This is a genomic window from Methylobacterium sp. 174MFSha1.1 (assembly GCF_900116815.1).
GTDB lineage: Bacteria > Pseudomonadota > Alphaproteobacteria > Rhizobiales > Beijerinckiaceae > Methylobacterium.
Genome location: NZ_FPCB01000014.1, coordinates 184,143 through 199,860, shown reverse-complemented (window position 1 = coordinate 199,860; position 15,718 = coordinate 184,143). Strand labels below are relative to the sequence as shown.

Annotated in this window: 15 protein-coding genes and 1 pseudogene; 7 read left to right on the top strand and 9 right to left on the bottom strand. The window is 72.0% G+C overall.

What is annotated here, in order from left to right; all coding sequences use genetic code 11:
• Window positions 1–218: pseudogene (locus BM430_RS13790) on the bottom strand (IS110 family transposase); the annotation flags it as partial.
• A gap of 162 nt (window positions 219–380) precedes the next feature.
• Window positions 381–707 (bottom strand): hypothetical protein, encoded by a 327-nt coding sequence (locus BM430_RS13785; RefSeq protein ID WP_093567826.1) that lies wholly within the window; start codon window positions 705–707, stop codon window positions 381–383.
• Between the two features lie 105 nt (window positions 708–812).
• Between BM430_RS13785 and BM430_RS13780 the strand changes: the two genes are divergently transcribed.
• A complete protein-coding gene (locus BM430_RS13780) occupies window positions 813–1,715 on the top strand; it encodes a GGDEF domain-containing response regulator (RefSeq protein ID WP_093567839.1) in 903 nt (300 codons plus the stop codon).
• Window positions 1,716–1,733: 18 nt separating this feature from the next.
• Here BM430_RS13780 and BM430_RS13775 read toward each other — a convergent pair whose 3' ends face one another.
• Window positions 1,734–2,513 carry a helix-turn-helix transcriptional regulator gene (locus tag BM430_RS13775; RefSeq protein WP_093567825.1) on the bottom strand — a complete coding sequence of 260 codons (780 nt, stop codon included), beginning with the start codon at window positions 2,511–2,513 and terminating at the stop codon, window positions 1,734–1,736.
• A 109-nt stretch (window positions 2,514–2,622) separates the two neighbouring features.
• Here BM430_RS13775 and BM430_RS13770 point away from each other — a divergent pair, with 109 nt between their 5' ends.
• The 3 genes from BM430_RS13770 (at window position 2,623) to BM430_RS13760 (ending at window position 5,161) form a co-directional block, all read left to right on the top strand.
• The gene (locus BM430_RS13770; protein WP_093567824.1) at window positions 2,623–3,714 is read left to right on the top strand and encodes a quinone oxidoreductase family protein; all 1,092 of its coding nucleotides are present in this window, start codon (window positions 2,623–2,625) and stop codon (window positions 3,712–3,714) included.
• A gap of 51 nt (window positions 3,715–3,765) precedes the next feature.
• The gene (locus BM430_RS13765) at window positions 3,766–4,233 is read left to right on the top strand and encodes a GNAT family N-acetyltransferase (protein WP_093567823.1); all 468 of its coding nucleotides are present in this window, start codon (window positions 3,766–3,768) and stop codon (window positions 4,231–4,233) included.
• Window positions 4,234–4,501: 268 nt separating this feature from the next.
• A complete protein-coding gene (locus BM430_RS13760; RefSeq protein WP_093567822.1) occupies window positions 4,502–5,161 on the top strand; it encodes a LuxR C-terminal-related transcriptional regulator in 660 nt (219 codons plus the stop codon).
• A 91-nt stretch (window positions 5,162–5,252) separates the two neighbouring features.
• Here the strand turns inward: BM430_RS13760 and BM430_RS13755 are convergent, their stop codons facing one another.
• On the bottom strand, window positions 5,253–6,515 hold the full coding sequence (locus BM430_RS13755) for a DNA topoisomerase IB (RefSeq protein ID WP_093567821.1): 1,263 nt from the start codon (window positions 6,513–6,515) through the stop codon (window positions 5,253–5,255).
• 144 nt (window positions 6,516–6,659) lie between these two features.
• On the opposite strand from BM430_RS13755, the gene BM430_RS13750 reads away from it, so the two are divergent.
• The 3 genes from BM430_RS13750 (at window position 6,660) to BM430_RS13740 (ending at window position 9,756) form a co-directional block, all read left to right on the top strand.
• Window positions 6,660–7,811: a glycosyltransferase gene (locus BM430_RS13750; RefSeq protein ID WP_244539485.1), complete on the top strand. Its 1,152-nt coding sequence runs from the start codon at window positions 6,660–6,662 to the stop codon at window positions 7,809–7,811.
• Window positions 7,811–8,458 carry a class I SAM-dependent methyltransferase gene (locus BM430_RS13745; protein WP_093567820.1) on the top strand — a complete coding sequence of 216 codons (648 nt, stop codon included), beginning with the start codon at window positions 7,811–7,813 and terminating at the stop codon, window positions 8,456–8,458. Before BM430_RS13750 ends, BM430_RS13745 begins: the two co-directional genes overlap by 1 nt.
• 224 nt (window positions 8,459–8,682) lie before the next feature.
• Window positions 8,683–9,756 carry an alpha/beta hydrolase family protein gene (locus BM430_RS13740; protein ID WP_244539484.1) on the top strand — a complete coding sequence of 358 codons (1,074 nt, stop codon included), beginning with the start codon at window positions 8,683–8,685 and terminating at the stop codon, window positions 9,754–9,756.
• Window positions 9,757–10,067: 311 nt separating this feature from the next.
• On the opposite strand, the gene BM430_RS13735 is transcribed toward BM430_RS13740, so the two are convergent.
• From BM430_RS13735 to BM430_RS13710, 5 genes are all read right to left on the bottom strand, one after another.
• Window positions 10,068–10,913 (bottom strand): ABC transporter permease, encoded by an 846-nt coding sequence (locus tag BM430_RS13735; RefSeq protein ID WP_093567819.1) that lies wholly within the window; start codon window positions 10,911–10,913, stop codon window positions 10,068–10,070.
• A complete protein-coding gene (locus tag BM430_RS13730; RefSeq protein ID WP_093567837.1) occupies window positions 10,910–11,767 on the bottom strand; it encodes an ABC transporter permease in 858 nt (285 codons plus the stop codon). The genes BM430_RS13735 and BM430_RS13730 overlap by 4 nt, the downstream gene beginning before the upstream one ends.
• A gap of 62 nt (window positions 11,768–11,829) precedes the next feature.
• Window positions 11,830–12,897, bottom strand: a complete 1,068-nt coding sequence (locus BM430_RS13725; RefSeq protein ID WP_093567818.1) for an ABC transporter ATP-binding protein — start codon at window positions 12,895–12,897, stop codon at window positions 11,830–11,832.
• A 102-nt stretch (window positions 12,898–12,999) separates the two neighbouring features.
• Window positions 13,000–14,175, bottom strand: a complete 1,176-nt coding sequence (locus BM430_RS13720) for an ABC transporter substrate-binding protein (protein WP_093567817.1) — start codon at window positions 14,173–14,175, stop codon at window positions 13,000–13,002.
• 325 nt (window positions 14,176–14,500) lie between these two features.
• The gene (locus BM430_RS13710) at window positions 14,501–15,694 is read right to left on the bottom strand and encodes a patatin-like phospholipase family protein (protein WP_177303041.1); all 1,194 of its coding nucleotides are present in this window, start codon (window positions 15,692–15,694) and stop codon (window positions 14,501–14,503) included.
• Window positions 15,695–15,718: the final 24 nt, after the last annotated feature.

The window sequence follows — 15,718 nt, the reverse complement described above, 5'->3', positions numbered from 1 at the left end:
CGCACCTCGTGGCCCAGAGCCCGGATCTGGCGCGCCCAGTGATGGGCGGTGGCGCAGGCCTCCATCGCCACGATGGTGGCGGGGATCTTCTTGAGCGCCGGCAGCAGCTTGTCGCGCGAGACGCGCTCGGTGCTCACCACGGCGCCCTGCGCGTCCTGGGCCTCGAACTGGAAGACGGACTTGGCGATGTCCAGGCCGATGATGCTAATCTGCGTCACGGACGGTCTCCTCGGTTGGGTGTCAGACGACCTCAACCTGGCACTTATGATGCCGGCGGGGGCCGTCCACCCCAACATCCCGGGGCTCGCCGCAGGCGAGAACCCGGGATGACGCGGAGGGTGAGGCCGTCGTCGGGAACGATCGTATCGGGTTCCGCCTGATCATCCCTCCTCCAGCCCGGCGAACCACTCGGCATACGGCGTGTTGCGGGCGAGGTGCCGGTTGAAGTCCGGCGCCCCGTCGGTCCACCAGGGCGGGCCGCGCTCGCCCAGGCCGTGCTTGGCCGCGTCGACCGCCGCGCGCGCCGCGGCGAGCGCAGCCCCGCCCTCCCCTTTCGCCGCGCGCACGGCCCGGCGGGCCCGCATCAGGTCCTGCACCAGGGCCTCGCGCCGGGCCTTCGGCAGGCCCGGATCGGAGCGGCGCCAGAGCCGCCCGCGCACCACGATGTAGCGCCCGTCCGGCGTGGTCGGCACGGTCTTCTCCGGCATCACCGTAAGCTCCGCGGAAGCGCGCCGCGCCTTGAGGCGGCGTTAAACCTTCGCGCGCAACCTCGTCGCGGGAAGCGGGAGTTGGTCCTCCTGCCGGGGGGCGCCATGCACATCGTCGTCGTCGATCCGAGCCGGGTGGTGCTCAAGGTCATCAGCGGGCTCCTGACCCCCCGCGGGCACAGTGTGGACACGTTCACGGATTCGCGCGAAGCCCTCGATTTCATCACCGACAACGCGTCGGTCACCGCGATGATCACCAGCCTCGAGGTCCGGCCCCTGAGCGGCCTCGAACTGTGCTGGTCGGCCCGGCTCCTCGCGGATGCGCACCGGCCGCTCTACATCATCACCATGTCGTCGGCCCGCAACGCCCGCAACCTGGCGGAGGCGCTGGACAGCGGCTCGGACGACTTCATCGACAAGCCGCCGGGCCCGGAGGAGCTCTATGCCCGCCTGCGGGCGGCCGAGCGGATGACCGGGATGCAGCGCGAGCTGATCCGGCTGGCCGAGGCCGATTCGCTGACCGGGCTCCTCAACCGCCGCGCCTTCCTGCAGCGGGTCGGCGACGTCGCCGACCGGGCCGGCGCCCACGGACGGCTGTCGATGATCCTCGTCGACATCGACCACTTCAAGGCCATCAACGACCAGCACGGCCACGATGTCGGCGACACGGCGATCCGGGGCGTCGCCGGCGAGCTGCTGACCGAGGCCGGCGGCATCGCCGGGCGCATCGGCGGCGAGGAATTCGCCCTGGCGCTCCCCGGGCGCACCCTGGAGGAGGCCGAGGCCGCCGCCGGGCGCCTGCGGCTGCGCTGCACGCAGCTGCGCTTCAAGGGACAGCGCGGCCCGGTGCAGCTCACCGCGAGCTTCGGCGTCAGCACCTGGTCCGAGGGCGAGACCGTCGGCGGCCTGCTCAAACGCGCCGACATCGCCCTCTACGAGGCCAAGAGCACGGGCCGCAACCGGGTCGTCTCGGCCGCCACCGACCTGATCCTGGCGCGGGCGGGTTAGCCTCGGGGCTGCATCACCTCAGGACTCCGCAGCCCCGTAGATCGCGAGCTTGAGCGCGGGATCGCCGGTCGCCTGGAAGGTCGCGTAGTCGAAGACGAGCCGGCCGCGCTCCGGATGGTGCAGCACCTTGCACCCGCCGCCCCCGCCGCGCACCTCGTGCGCGCCCCACCACCCGGGGAAGAGCGGGCAGCCCTCGGTGAGGCGGCCGAGGAGATCGAGGAAGGCCGGGTCGGCCGCCGAGAGGTCGTGGACGGCGCGGAACTGCGCCACCATGCGCTGCGCCTCCTGCGCCCAGGCCGGCCCGAACAGGGCCCGCGCCCGGGCGTCGGTCAGGACGAAGTGGAGGATGTTGCGCTCCCCCTCGGCGAGGTCGTCGAAGCCGAACAGGTCCGCGGCGGCTCGGTTCCAGGCCAGCAGATCCCAGCGCCGGCCGGTGACGTAGGCCGGCTGCGGCAGGTCGCGGACGAGGCGGGCGATCGTCGGCGGCACCGCCTCGCGCATGAAGGCCGACGGCCGGCCGCGGCGGGCGAGGGCGCGCAGATGCGCGTGCTCGGCCTCGCTCAGGCACAAAGCCCGGGCGAGGGCGTCGATCGTGGCGGCCGACGGGCCGACGTCGCGTCCCTGCTCCAGGCGCACGTACCAGTCGATGCCGATACCGGCCCGCTCGGCGACCTCCTCGCGGCGCAGCCCCGGGGTCCGCCGCCGCCGCAGGGACGGGATCGCCAGGCGGGCCGGATCGAGCTGCTCGCGGCGCGAGCGCAGGAAGTCGCCGAACGCCTTCTGCCGGGGATCGCTCACCCGTACCTCCCGTGCGACGGTGGGTCTCCTCGATCCCAGGATAATACCAGGCCTTCCAGCCCCCGTCCCAGGCGCCATCCTCCGCGCATCCGATAGAGGAGGCGAAGAGATGAAGGCTGCCGTGCTCAAGGCGTTCGGGTCGCCGCTGGTCGTCGAGGAGGTGCCGGACCCGGTGATCGGGACGGGCGAGGTGATCGTCGACGTCGCGGCCGCCCCGGTGCTGCCCTATACCGGCGAGGTCCTGTCCGGCGCGCGCCGCTACCTGCTGCCGGCGCCGGTCATTCCCGGCTGCGGGGCGGTCGGCCGGGTGCGCGCGATCGGTCCCGACGCGACGAAGCTCGCGGTCGGCGACTGGGTGTTCTGCGACCCGACCGTGCGCTCGCGCGACGACGCCGCCATGCCGGACATCGTGCTCCAGGGCTGGAGCGCCCGGGGCGAGGGCGGGCAGAGGCTCCAGGCCTACCACCGGGACGGCGCCTTCGCCGAGCGGGTGCGGGTGCCGACCGAGAACGCGATCCGCATCGGTCCGATCGCCGAGGCGCAGGCCGGGCATTGGTGCGCGCTCAACACCCTGCTGGTTCCCTATGGCGGCCTCCTGGCGGCGAACCTCCGGGCCGGCGAGACCCTGCTGGTGAGCGGCGCGACCGGCCATTTCGGCAGCGCCGCCGTCGCGGCCGGCCTCGCCATGGGGGCGGCCTGCGTGGTCGCCCCGGGCCGCAACGAGCGGGTCCTCGCCGATCTCGTCCGGCGCTTCGGCGCCCGGATCCGCCCGGTGACGCTGACCGGCGACGAGGCGGCGGACCGCGCCCGCATGATGGAAGCGGCGCCCGGCCCGATCGATTGCGTGCTCGACATCCTGCCGCCCTCGGCCGCCGCGACGGTGGCGCGGGCGGCGGTGATGAGCGTGCGCCCCTACGGGCGGGTGGTGCTGATGGGCGGCGTCGGGATGCTCGGCGGGGACGACCTGGCGCTGCCCTATCCGTGGATCATGCGCAACGACGTCACGGTGCGAGGGAAATGGATGTACCCGCCGGACGCAGTCGGGCGGATGGCCGGGCTCGTCCGCGCCGGGCTGCTGCGCCTGGAGGAGTACGCCGTGACGGCGTTCGCGCTCGAGGAGGCGAATGCGGCGGTCGCCCACGCGGCGGCGCAGGGCGGCCCGTTCCGCCAGACCGTGCTGAAGGTCGGGGAGCCCGGCTGATCGGACAATCGGACCGTTCCGGCCGCGGCCGGACTCGGCTACCCTTCCGTCATGAAGGCGGCCGTGACCATCCGGGTCGAGACACCCCTGCAGGACGACGTGTCGGCGCTGCTGTCGTTGGCGGATGCCGTGGCGGCGCGGCTCTATCCGGACGCGCCGCGCCGCCCGATCGCGCCCGAGAGCCTGGCGGTACCGGGAACCCACCTCCTCGTCGCGCGCGGCGACGGCACGGCTTTCGGCCTCTGCGCGGTGATCGAGCGCGGCGACGGGATGGTCGAGCTGAAGCGCCTGATCGTCGCCGCGCAGGCGCGCGGGCGCGGCGTCGGGCTCGCGCTCGTGCAAGGGGCCGAGGCGCAGGCGCGGCGGCTCGGCGCCCGGACGATCGTGCTTGAAGTGGGCATCCGCAACGAGGAGGCCCGGGCGCTCTACCGCCGGGCGGGCTTCACGCCCCGCGGGCCGTTCCCGCCCTACCGCGCGCTCCCGGTCAGCCTGTTCCTGGAGCGGGCCGTCCCGGCCTGACCCAATGCGGGAAAGTACCGAGGCCCGCGTTCCAAACTGGACCGGACGCCCGGGCCCTGCCGCAGCCCCGCGCGGCGCCCCGAACCCCGGGATTCGCGACATCCTGCCGCGGAGTCGGTCTACCTAGGCACTTCTCCCCTCGGGAACGCCCTTGCAAAGCCCCGCGACCGGACGGGACCGGCCCGCCGCCGCCGAAGTGGAACGGAGCTTGATCAGTCTCCTGCGTAGGCACCGCGCCTGTATCGCGCTGGGACGGAGGGCAAGCGGCATGAGTGACGCCGTGAAGGTTCTGATCATCAACGAGCCGTCGGATCTCGGCACCGCCTTCCGGGCGACGCTGGAACACACCCCGACCTTGCGGACGGTGGGCGAGGAGGAGCTGCGGGAGTCCGGCTCGACTTGCGTCGTCCTCGCCTTCGCGCCCGAATACGATCCGGCGGCGGTGGCGTCCTTGCGCGAGCGGGCGCCGGACGTCCGGATCCTGGTGGCGTTCCAGGCCGCCGACGCGGCCGAGATCGGCCGGTACGCGGCCGCGGGGGCCGACGCCTTCGTGGCCCGCTGCGCGGCGCCGCGCGACATCTGCACGACGATCCTGGCGCTCGCCCACGACCTGCCGCTGCACGAGGGCGAGACCGAGACCCAGGACCCCGAAGCGGTGGCCGAGAGCCTGGGGCTCACCCCGCGGGAGGCCGAGGTGCTGCGCTTCCTCTCCGCCGGCTTCAGCAACAAGGAGGTGGCGCGCCGCCTCACGGTGAGCGTGCGCACGGTCGAGACCCACCGGCTCAACCTGCGCCGCAAGACCAAGACCGGACGGCTCAAGGACCTCGTGCAGCTCGCCCGGCAGATCGGCCTGGCGCCGGTGCTCGAAGGCGAGGCCCGGCCGCTGCGGCGCATCAACCACGAGGCGCACCGCGTCGTCCCCCATTGAGGGACGACGCGGGATCGGACGGTCCTCCTCCGGGACCGTCTCTACGGTCCCTTGCTCTACGGTCTCTTGGAACCGCCCCGCATCGACCGGATCAGGCTGCCTTGCGCGCCGCCGTCCGGCCTGATCGCGACTTATCGGAGCGCGCCTTGCCGGATCGCGTCGATCCGCCCGGGGAGGATCCCTCCTTGACCGAGCGCTTCTTGCCTGGCTCCGCCCCCGCCTCGCGTCCCTTGAGGGACCCGGCCGCGGTCTTCGCCGCCTGCTCGACCTTGGCGAGACGGCCCCGGAGCAGGCCGAGCACCGCCGTCTCCTCCGGCCGCAAGGACGCGATGTCGTCGCGCAACGCCGCTTCGACCTCGTCCTTGACCTGGAGCAGCAGCTCGCCCTCGAGGTAGCAGCCCAGGATCTCCGGGTGGATGTAGCACTTGCGGCAGATCGTCGGCGTGTTGCCGAGCCGCTCGGCCACCCGCTCGATCGCCTCCCGGACGTTGCGCTTGGCCTTGGCATCGCTGTCGAAGGCCTCGAACTCGCGCAGGGCCATGGCGGCCAGCACCGTGCCGGACCAGGTGCGAAAATCCTTGGCGGTGATGTCGCGGCCGGTGATCTCGCGCAGGTACGCGTTCACGTCGGCCGAGGTCACGTCGCGCTGCGCGCCGTCCTCGTCGAGGTACTGGAACAGCTCCTGGCCCGGCAGGTCCTGGCAGGCCTTGACGATCTTCGCCACCCGGCGATCGTGGACCGCGAGCTCCCAGACCTTGTTGCTCTTGCCCTTGAAGCGGAACCTCAGCTCCCTGCCCTCGATCGTCACGTGCGGGTCGCGCAGGGTGGTGAGGCCGTAGCTCTTGTTCTGCTTGGCGTAATCGTCGTTGCCGACCCGGATCAGGGTGGTCTCGAGCAGGTGCACCACCGTCGCCAGCACCTTCTCGCGCGGCAGCCCGCGCCGGCCCATATGCTCTTGAACCGTCGCGCGGAGACCCGGCAGCACCTCGGCGAAGGTCATCATGTGGGCGAACTTGGTGCTCTCCCGGGCCTGGCGGAACTCCGGGTGGTAGCGGTACTGCTTGCGGCCGCGGGCGTCGCGCCCAGTGGCCTGAATGTGGCCGTTGGCGTGGCGGCAGATCCACACGTCGGTATAGGCCGGCGGGATCGCGAGTGATCTGATCCGCGCCAGCGCCTTGGCGTCGCGCACCTTCGCGCCCGTGCCGTCGACATAGGCGAAGCCGCGGCCGTTGCGCTTGCGGCGGTAACCCGGCTCCTCGTCGCTGACGTAGCGAAGGCCTGCCTCGCGGGCGGCGTCGCGGGTGTCGACGCGATCCTCGGCGGCCGATTCCGCCATCTCGGGATCCGACAGCATGGGCTTTTCGACCTCACGGGTTCCGGTCGACCTCAACCGGCGCGAGCCCATCCCGGTTCCTACCGGCGCGGAGTATGGCCCGGCGGTATCCCGGCGCCGCGCCAGGCTGTAGGGAGGGCGGGATCGTGAGCGGGAGAGACGACGGTGCAGCCACAGGACGCGGGCGGAGAGGGACGACGGCCGCACGTCGCCTTCGTGGTCACCGAGGACTGGTTCTTCGCCTCGCACTTCCTGCCGATGGCCCGTGCCGCGGTGGCGGCCGGCCACGCCGTCTCGGTCGTCACCCGGGTGCGCGCGCATCGCGAGGCCATCGCCGCCACCGGCGCCCGGGTGGTGGCGCTCGAGGCCGAGCGGTCGAGCCTCAACCCGATGGCGGCGGGCTACGCCGCAGGCCAGCTCGCGGGGATCCTGAAGGAGCTCAAGGCCGACATCGTCCACTGCATCGCGCTGCGCGGCATCCTGATCGGCGGGACGGCGGCCCTGCTCGCCGGCATCCCGTCGCGGGTCTACGCGCTCACCGGCCTCGGGCTGATCGGCGCCCGCCAGGACCGGACGGGGCGCCTCGCCCGCACCGCCCTGCGGCTCCTGATCCGCGGTCCGCTCGAGACCGCCCGCACCCGCTACCTGTTCGAGAACCCGGACGACGCGCGGCTCCTCGGCCTCGATCCGGACGGCCCGACGGTCGCGGTGGTCGGCGGTGCCGGCATCGATCCGGAGGCCTGGATGCCGAGCGCCCTGCCGCCGCAGCCGCCTTTGCGGATCGCCCTCACCGCCCGGATGCTGTGGTCGAAGGGCATCGACACGGCCGTGGAAGCGGCCCGCCTCGCCCGGGCCGAGGGCGCGAACCTCGACCTCGCTCTCCACGGCGCGCCCGATCCCTCGAACCGCCGCGCGATTCCCGAAGCCACTTTGCGCGAGTGGTCGCGCGACGGGATCGTCTGGCACGGCCCCACCGACGACGTCGCCGGCGCCCTCGCCCGGGCCCAGGTCGCCTGCCTGCCGTCCCGCGGCGGCGAAGGTCTGCCGCGGGCGCTCCTGGAGGCGGCGGCGAGCGGCCGGGCGATCCTCACCACCGACGTGCCGGGCTGCCGGACCCTGGTGCGGGACGGGATCGAGGGGCTGGTCGTGCCGCCGGACGATCCCGAGGCCCTCGCCGCCGCAATGGTGCGGCTGTCCGCCGATCCCGCCCTCGTCGCCCGGATGGGGGCGGCCGCCCGGGCCCGGATCATCACCGGCGGCTTCACCGAGGCCGCGGTGACGGCCCGCCTCCTGCGGCTCTACGCGGAGCTCGCCTGATGGATCCGGTCGACTTCGTCCGCGCCCATACCGCTTTGCGCCCGGTGCCGCACGCGCCCGCGATCCGCCTGCACGTCGCCGACGAGGCGACGGAGCTGTGGGGCCGCACCGAGGAGGAACTCGGCGAGATCGGCCTGCCGCCGCCGTTCTGGGCCTTCGCCTGGGCCGGGGGCCAGGCGCTCGCCGCCTACGTTCTGGAGAATCCCGAGACGGTCGCGGGGGCCCGGGTGCTCGACTTCGCCTCCGGCTCCGGCCTCGTCGCCATCGCGGCGGCGATGGCGGGGGCGGCCTCGGTCGAGGCGAGCGATCTCGATCCCTTCGCTCTCGCGGCGATCGGCCTCAACGCGGCCGAGAACGGCGTCGCAGGGCGCATCACCGCGAAGGGGGCCGACCTGATCGGCCGCGACGAGGGCTGGGATTGCGTGCTCGCCGCCGACATCTTCTACGAGCGCGACCTCGCCGCCCGGGTCGGCGACTGGCTGGCCACTCTGCACGCCCGCGGCGCCCGGGTGCTGCTCGGCGATCCCGGCCGCGCCTACCTGCCGAAGGACCGGCTGGAGTCTCTCGCGACCTACGCGGTGCCGGTGACCCGGGCGCTGGAGGATGCCGAGATCAAGCGGACGGGGGTGTGGCGGTTCCGGGAATGAGAAGATCGGCCGCCCGGGTCGGCGCCCGACCGGCTCCGGCGACGGGGGGCTGCTCTTGCCCCCATCCGGACCTTCGACGGCAGCGTCTCGACTGTCCGCAAGGGACCGCGATCCCGTCCCGTGACCGTGCGAGGGAACACAGACGACCGGACCCGCCGGCGTCAAACCGTAGCCGCACGGTTCTGGCCGGTGCGATCCGACAGCCGGGCTCCTGCGAGACATCGATGACCATCTCCGACGCCACTCCATCCCGGCCGATCACCGCCACCGGGGCGGCCGCCCGCGGCCTCGACCGCCGCCGCTTCGGCGCCATGGTGCTGACGGCCGGTGCCGGAAGCCTGCTCCCAGGCCGGACGGCCCTGGCTTTGCCGGCGTCCGACGAGGCTCAGGTGATCGACTTCGAGTGGGTCGACACGGCCCGCGACCGTGTGGTGCCGGCCCGGCTCTACTGGCCGGCCGCCTCGACCCGGACGGGTCCGGTTCCGCTGGTCGTCTTCTCCCATGGCCTCGGCGGCTCCCGGAAGAGCTACAGCTACCTCGGCGAGGGATGGTCGGCACGCGGGGTCGCCAGCCTGCACATCCAGCACGTCGGCAGCGACGAGACGCTGTGGCAGGGCAACCCCCTGATGCTCCTCGACCGCCTCGGCGGCGCGGCGGACGAGCGCGAGGCCATCGCGCGGACGCGGGACGTGAGCTTCGGCCTCGACCGCCTGCTGCGGCGCGACAGCCCGTTCCAGGCCGCCATCGACCGCAGGCGCATCGTCGCGGCCGGGCACTCCTTCGGGGCGAACACCACCTTGCTCCTCACCGGCGCGCAGGTGATCCGCGACGGGCAGCCCCTGGGCTTCCGGGACCCGCGTTTCACGGCGAGCATCGTGATCTCGGCGCCGCCCTTCTACGGCGAGACCGACCTCGCGGCGGTCCTCGCGTCGGTCGACGTCCCCACGCTCCACATCACCACGACGGAGGACACGATCCGCATCCCGGGCCGCTATTCGCCCGTCCAGGACCGCATCGACGTCTACGCGGCGATCCCGACTCCCCGGAAGGCCCTGGTCGTGTTCCAGGGCGGTCCGCACAACGTCTTCACCGACCGCTCGCTGCGGAACGGCGGGCCGCTGAACCCCCTGGTGAAGCGGGCCACCGCCGAGGTCGGGCTCGCCTTCCTCGACCTCGTCCACACGTCCGATCCCGCTCCCCTCGAAGACTGGAGCGCGACCTGGAAGCCGATCCTGGCCGCGGCGCCGACGCCGTTCCAGGTCGATACGCGGCGATCGGGCCGGAAGCGGCGTGCCTGAGTCTCGGCGGCATCGCGACGGGAATGCACGCGGCCCCTGACCGACGGCTCTCGGCATAGTACAAGACAATGAGAGCCTGTTTGGCTTGGTCGACAGTTCTGACAATCTCTGTGTCATTCCGGGGCCGCGTAGCGGAGCCCGGAATGACCAGGAGGGTGTTGATCCTGTAGGGGCCGATCAAACAGGCTCTGACACTCGCGACCGTTCGCCTTCCACCCGATCCGGGCCCTCGCACGGTCAAGCCGATCGGGTTCGCGCCTGGAGCCTCGCCCCCTTGCCGGGCCCGAAACAGAGCCTCGGGTCGCCCCCCTTCAATGCGCCCCCTGCTGCTGCTTCGATCGCGCCACGATCTGCGTCGGGTTGACGAAGCGCAGGGCGATCACCAGCCAGACCAGCGTGACGGCCATGTAGACCACCGCCATCGCGTCGATCGACTGCCCGGCCCGCACCCCGGCGGCGAAGACCGCGTAGTAGAGTGCCACGACGAGCGTCTGGCTCGTCGGCCCGGCGACCAGGAAGGTCAGCTCGAACATCGCGATGGTGCGCACCAGCACCAGCAGCAGCGCCGCCAGGATGCCGGGAATGAGCAGCGGCAGCAGCACCCGCAGGAAGAGCTGGCGCGTGCCCGCACCGAAGACCCGGGCCGCCGCCTCGATGCGCGGATCGATCTGCTCGATGAACGGGATCATCACCAGCACCACGAAGGGCACGCTCGGCACGAGGTTGGCGAGCACCACGCCCCAGAGCGTACCGGCGAGCCCCGCCTGGTAGAGCACGGTGGCGAGCGGGATGCCGTAGGTGATCGGCGGCACGAGCAGCGGCAGCAGGAAGACCAGCATCACCAGCCGCTTGCCCGGGAAGTCGCGCCGCGCCAGCGCGTAGGCCGCCGTGACCCCGAGGAGTCCGGACAGGAACACCACCAGGAACACCACCTGGAGCGTCACCACCAGCACGTCGCCGAGCTGGAACTCGTCCCAGGCGGCGGAATACCAGCGGGTGGTGAAGCCGAGGGGCAGCCAGGTGCCGAGCCAGCGCGTGGCGAAGGAGTTGAGCACCACCGCGGCGATCATCGCCAGGAGGTTGAGGCAGAACAGCAGCGTGACGGACCACACCGCCATCCGCCACAGGCGGGAGCCGAGGCCGGTGTCGCGGATCATCCCTTGGTGCCTCCGACCGGGCCGGTATAGAGGAGCGTGCGGCCCCAGAGCAGCAGCCCCACGATGGCGAGCTGGACCGCCCCCATGATCATCGCGATCGCCGAGGCCAGCGAGTAGTCGTATTCCTCGAACGCCGCCTGGTAGGCCGCGATCGAGATCACCCGCGTCGCGCCGGCCGGCGCACCGAGCAGCACCGCGGACGGAAACACCGAGAAGGCCTGGACGAAGGACAGGCAGAAGGTCACGGCGAGGCCGGGCAGGATCAGCGGCAGGATGACCTTCGTGAAGCGCTGCCAGGCATTGGCGCCATGCGTCGCCGCCGCCTGCTCCAGGGCCGGATCGATGCCGGTGACCGAGGAGAGCGTCAGCAGGAACGCGAACGGGAAGCCGGTGATGAGGAGCGAGGCGAAGACGCCCCAGTAGTTGTTGGTGAGCTTGAGCGGGCCGCCGATCAGCCCGAGCCAGACCAGCGAGCGGTTGAACCAGCCCTGCGGCCCGAGGAAGTTGAGCAGGCCTTCGGCCACCAGTACCGTGCCCAGCGTGATCGGCAGGACCAGGATGGTGGTGAGGAGCCGCTGGCGCCGCATCAGCCGCACGCGGAGCGCGATCGGCACCGCCAGCGCCAGGTTGAGCAGCGTGACGGGGAGCGCGAGGCGCAGGGTGGCGCCGATGGTGTCGTAGAGGAACGCGTCGGAGAAGAAGCGGGCGTAGTTCGCCCACCAGGCCCCGGCCTTCGGCTGCAGCGACAGCACGAGGCCGTAGGCGAAGGGATAGACGAACAGGCCGAGGATCGCGAGCAACGCCGGCAGCACGAGGAGCGTGGTGCCGTCGAGGCCGCGGGCGGCGAGCCGCACCGCGAGCGGCGGCGTCTCGGCCCGGGGCGTCGTCGGGGCGGCCGTGGGGAGCGAGGCCGAGGTCACGCTGCCTCCCCGGGGAAGACCAGGACCCGCGGCGAGGCGGCGGCGAGGCGTAAGCTCTCGTCTTGCGCCACCATTCGGTCGGAGCGGAAGAACAGCTCGGTCCCGTCCTGCGCCACCGCGGTGCCGAAGAAGGCCCGGCCGCGATATTCGATGCTGGCGACCCGGACCGGCACCCCCTCGGCGGCCGGCGTCAGGTCCTCCGGGCGGATCGCCGCGACGGCGGGCGCGCCGGGGCTGACGCTCTCGCGAAGAGTCCCGGCGAGGCGGGTGCCGCAGACCTCGACCTCGGCCCGCGCGCCGTCCACCGCGACCGCCCGGCCGCGCAGGCGGTTGCGGTAGCCCATGAAGTCGGCGACGTCGGGGTGGGCCGGGCGCTCGTAGAGATCCTCCGGCGTGCCGACCTGGCGGATGCGCCCGTCGCGCATCACCACGATCCGGTCGGCCATCGACAGGGCCTCGTCCTGGTCGTGGGTGACGTAGATCGTGGTCGAGCCGATGGCGTCGTGGATGCGGCGGATCTCGGCCCGCATCTCCAGGCGCAGCTTGGCGTCGAGGTTGGACAGCGGTTCGTCCATCAGCACCACCGGCGGCTCGATCACGATCGCCCGGGCGATGGCGACGCGCTGCTGCTGTCCGCCGGACATCTGGCCCGGAAGCTTGGCGGCCTGCGATTGCAGCCGCACCAGAGCCAGCGCGTCGTCGACCCGGCGCGCGGCCTCCTGCCCCTTCACACCCCGCATGGTGAGGCCGAAGCCGACATTCTTCGCCACATTCATGTGCGGGAAGAGCGCGTAGCTCTGGAACACCATGCCGAAGCCGCGTTCTTCCGGCTTCAGCCGGTCGATGCGGCGCTCGCCGAGATGGATCGACCCGCCGGTGAGCGGCAGGAGCCCGGCGATGCAGTTGAGCGCCGTCGACTTGCCGCAGCCCGAGGGCCCAAGGAGGGCGATGAACTCGCCCCCCCGGATCGTCAGGTCGAGCCCGTCGAGGGCGGTCATCGCGCCGAACCGGCGGCTCAAGCCGCTCAGCCGCAAGTCTTGCGGCGCCTCGTGATGGCGTGCCATCCGCTTCCTCTCCTCCCGCCGAAGCAGGACCCGATCGCGTTGCGATCGGGTCCTGCGTCAGGTCTTTGGTTTTGTCGCCTCTTTCGGGCTCCGGCCGCGGTGCTATCGCTTCTTGCCGGAGCCGACCTGCTCGTCCCAGCGGCGGAAGGCCACCACCAGCTTGTCGGGATCCAGCGGCATCTCGATCGGGTGCTCGGCGATCATCCGGTCGTATTCCGGCCGGCCGAACTCCTTGATCGCCGCGCGGCTCTCCGGCGGGGCCATGTCGAGGGTGACGCCCTTCACGGCGGGGCCGGGATAGAAGTAGCCCTCGTCGTAGGTGTAGGCCTGCTGCGCCGGCTGGAGCAGGAAGGCCATCAGGTCGAGGATGACCGCGAGCTTCTCGTCCGGCACGCCCTTCGGCACCGCCATGTAATGGGCGTCCGCGACCCAGCGGAAGTTCTTCAGCGTCCCGACCTTGGCCTCGGCCGGCACCACGCCGAGCACCCGCGGGTTGATGTCCCAGCCGGTGGTCGAGACGATGATGTCGCGGCTGCCCTCGCCGAGTTCCTTCATCGTCTGCGAGGTGCCGCCCGGGTAGTAGTCGACGGTCTCGCCGATCGCCCGCAGGTACTCCCAGGTCTTGTCCCAGCCCTTGTCCGGATCGGTCGGGTCCTTGTCGCCGAGGATGTAGGGCAGGCCCATGATCCAGGTGCGGCCCGGGCCGGAGTTGGCCGGGCGGGCATACATGAACTTGCCCTTGTTCTGGCGCGCCCAGGCCAGAAGCTCCTCGGCGGTGGTCGGCACCGTCTTCACCCGCTCGGGCATGTACTCGATCAGCGGGCCGGACGGGTACCAGGCGACGCACAGGCCCTGGCCCTGCGCCAGGCCGTTCAGCCGGAGCGCGGCGGGCTGGTAGATGTCGTCGGGCTTCGGCAGCTGGCCGGCATGGGGCTTGAGATCGACCCAGAGCTTCTGCTCGATGCCGGCGGCGATGCCGTCGGTGCCGGTCAGCACGAGGTCGATGTCGACCCGGCCGGCGGCCTGCTGCGCCTTGAGCTTCGAGGGCAGTTCCGGCGCCGGCGCCTTGGTGAAGGCGAAGCGCGAGACGATGCCGGGCTTCGCGCGGCGATAGGCCTCGATCGCCTTCTGGGTCAGCGCCAGGTTGCCGGCGACGTCGACCACCGTGACGACGACGGGCGATTTCGGCAGGGCCAGCTCGGCCCGGGCCCGGCCCGTGAGGGCGAACCCCGCCCCGGCCGTGAGCCCCGCGACCGCGTTGCGGCGTGTGATCGTCATGTTTCCCCCGTTTTCCGTCTGGGCTCTGCCGGCCCTCGATCGGCCACGGATCGCTCCGCGCTTTCCATCCATTGGTGCACTAATATTTTAGGGCGTCAAGTCTGACGGAGGGAGAGGCTGGACGCGCGTGCAAAAACCCTCCCCCTCTGCGGGGGAGGGTGGCCCCTGCGTCAGCAGGGGTCGGGAGAGGGGACGCCGCTTCCGAAAATGACTGAACCGTTCTGACGGGCGCCGACCTGGATCGGCGTCGCGCTGCCCCTCTCCCGGCCTGCTCCGCAGGCCACCCTCCCCCGCGGAGGGGGGAGGGTTCAGGAGGCGTCGCGCCTCAGGCGTACATCGCCTTGAGATCCAGCGTGCTCTCGCGCCCGATCGCGTCGTAGTTCTCCGCCAGCCACGCCTTTGCGGCATCCCGCCCGGCATCGCGCAGGTGGAGGAAGAACGGCCACTGCGCCCGCAGGCGCGAGGAGGCCGAGGCGTCGTCGAGGGCCGAGCCGCTGCCGTCGATGCGGTGGAGCAGCACCTGCTTGTAGGCGTTCGAGCGCCCAAGCACGCCGTCGCCGATCAGGTCGTCGACGAAGTCGATCGCCCGCAATTCGCGTAAGAGATTGGCGTTGAAGGTGATCTCGTTGAGCCGGTCGCGGATCTCGGCCGGGCTGCGCGGCGTCTCGCGGCGCTCGACCGGGTTGATCTGGACGAGCAGGATGTCGGACGAGCGGGCGCCGTGATAGAGGGGATAGAGCGGCGGGTTGCCGAGATAGCCGCCGTCCCAGTGCGGCACGCCGTCGATCTCGACCGCCTGGAACACCGTCGGCAGGCAGGCCGAGGCCATCACGTGGTCGACCGTGAGGTCGGGCCGCTCGAACACCGCGAGCTTGCCGGTCCAGACGTTGGTGGCCGAGATGAACAGGTCGGCCGGCCCGTCCCGGCGCAACGCCTCGAAATCCACCGTATCGGAGAGCGCCCGCTTCAGCGGATTGATGTTGAGCGGATTGGTCGCGTACGGGCTGGCGACGGCGTTCCAGAACGCCCCGACCGGGGTCTTCTTCCAGAAGCTCATCACCCCGTCGACGAAGGTCTGCTGCGCCTGCGGCAGGTCGGCATCGAGGCTGACCTCGCGCCAGAACGCCTCCAGGCGCTCGCGCGCCCCATCTGGGCCGCCGCGCAGCCAGCCGTCGACCATCACGACGGCGTTCATGGCGCCGGCGCTCGCCCCGGTGATCGCCTCGAAGGCGAGGCGGCCGTCCTCGATCAGGGCGTCGAGCACGCCCCAGGTGAAGGCGCCGTGGGCGCCGCCGCCCTGGAGCGCGAGCGCGATCGGCTTCTCGGCCCGGGGCCCGACGAGGCCGCGCCCGAGCGGCCCGGAGGCCGCCTGAGGCCCGAGCGGCCCGGAGGCCGCCTGACGCTGGCCGGGGGCCTCCGGGAGCGTGCCGCAGGCGGCAAGGCCGGCGATGTCGTGAGCCGCGTCGGGAACGTTCGCCCCGCGGGACTCCGCTTGCTGGGGTAGGGTCGTGTCCGTCATGTCCCGGGATGTGGTGTGCTGCAT

What these genes read in the sequence shown, in the direction of transcription:
- BM430_RS13710 (WP_177303041.1), bottom strand. Translation starts at nt 15,694, where the DNA reads ATGACGGACACGACCCTACCCCAGCAAGCGGAGTCCCGCGGGGCGAAC.
- BM430_RS13740 (WP_244539484.1), top strand. Translation starts at nt 8,683, where the DNA reads ATGACCATCTCCGACGCCACTCCATCCCGGCCGATCACCGCCACCGGG.
- BM430_RS13780 (WP_093567839.1), top strand. Translation starts at nt 813, where the DNA reads ATGCACATCGTCGTCGTCGATCCGAGCCGGGTGGTGCTCAAGGTCATC.
- BM430_RS13735 (WP_093567819.1), bottom strand. Translation starts at nt 10,913, where the DNA reads ATGATCCGCGACACCGGCCTCGGCTCCCGCCTGTGGCGGATGGCGGTG.
- BM430_RS13760 (WP_093567822.1), top strand. Translation starts at nt 4,502, where the DNA reads ATGAGTGACGCCGTGAAGGTTCTGATCATCAACGAGCCGTCGGATCTC.
- BM430_RS13765 (WP_093567823.1), top strand. Translation starts at nt 3,766, where the DNA reads ATGAAGGCGGCCGTGACCATCCGGGTCGAGACACCCCTGCAGGACGAC.
- BM430_RS13770 (WP_093567824.1), top strand. Translation starts at nt 2,623, where the DNA reads ATGAAGGCTGCCGTGCTCAAGGCGTTCGGGTCGCCGCTGGTCGTCGAG.
- BM430_RS13755 (WP_093567821.1), bottom strand. Translation starts at nt 6,515, where the DNA reads ATGCTGTCGGATCCCGAGATGGCGGAATCGGCCGCCGAGGATCGCGTC.
- BM430_RS13725 (WP_093567818.1), bottom strand. Translation starts at nt 12,897, where the DNA reads ATGGCACGCCATCACGAGGCGCCGCAAGACTTGCGGCTGAGCGGCTTG.
- BM430_RS13720 (WP_093567817.1), bottom strand. Translation starts at nt 14,175, where the DNA reads ATGACGATCACACGCCGCAACGCGGTCGCGGGGCTCACGGCCGGGGCG.
- BM430_RS13785 (WP_093567826.1), bottom strand. Translation starts at nt 707, where the DNA reads ATGCCGGAGAAGACCGTGCCGACCACGCCGGACGGGCGCTACATCGTG.
- BM430_RS13745 (WP_093567820.1), top strand. Translation starts at nt 7,811, where the DNA reads ATGGATCCGGTCGACTTCGTCCGCGCCCATACCGCTTTGCGCCCGGTG.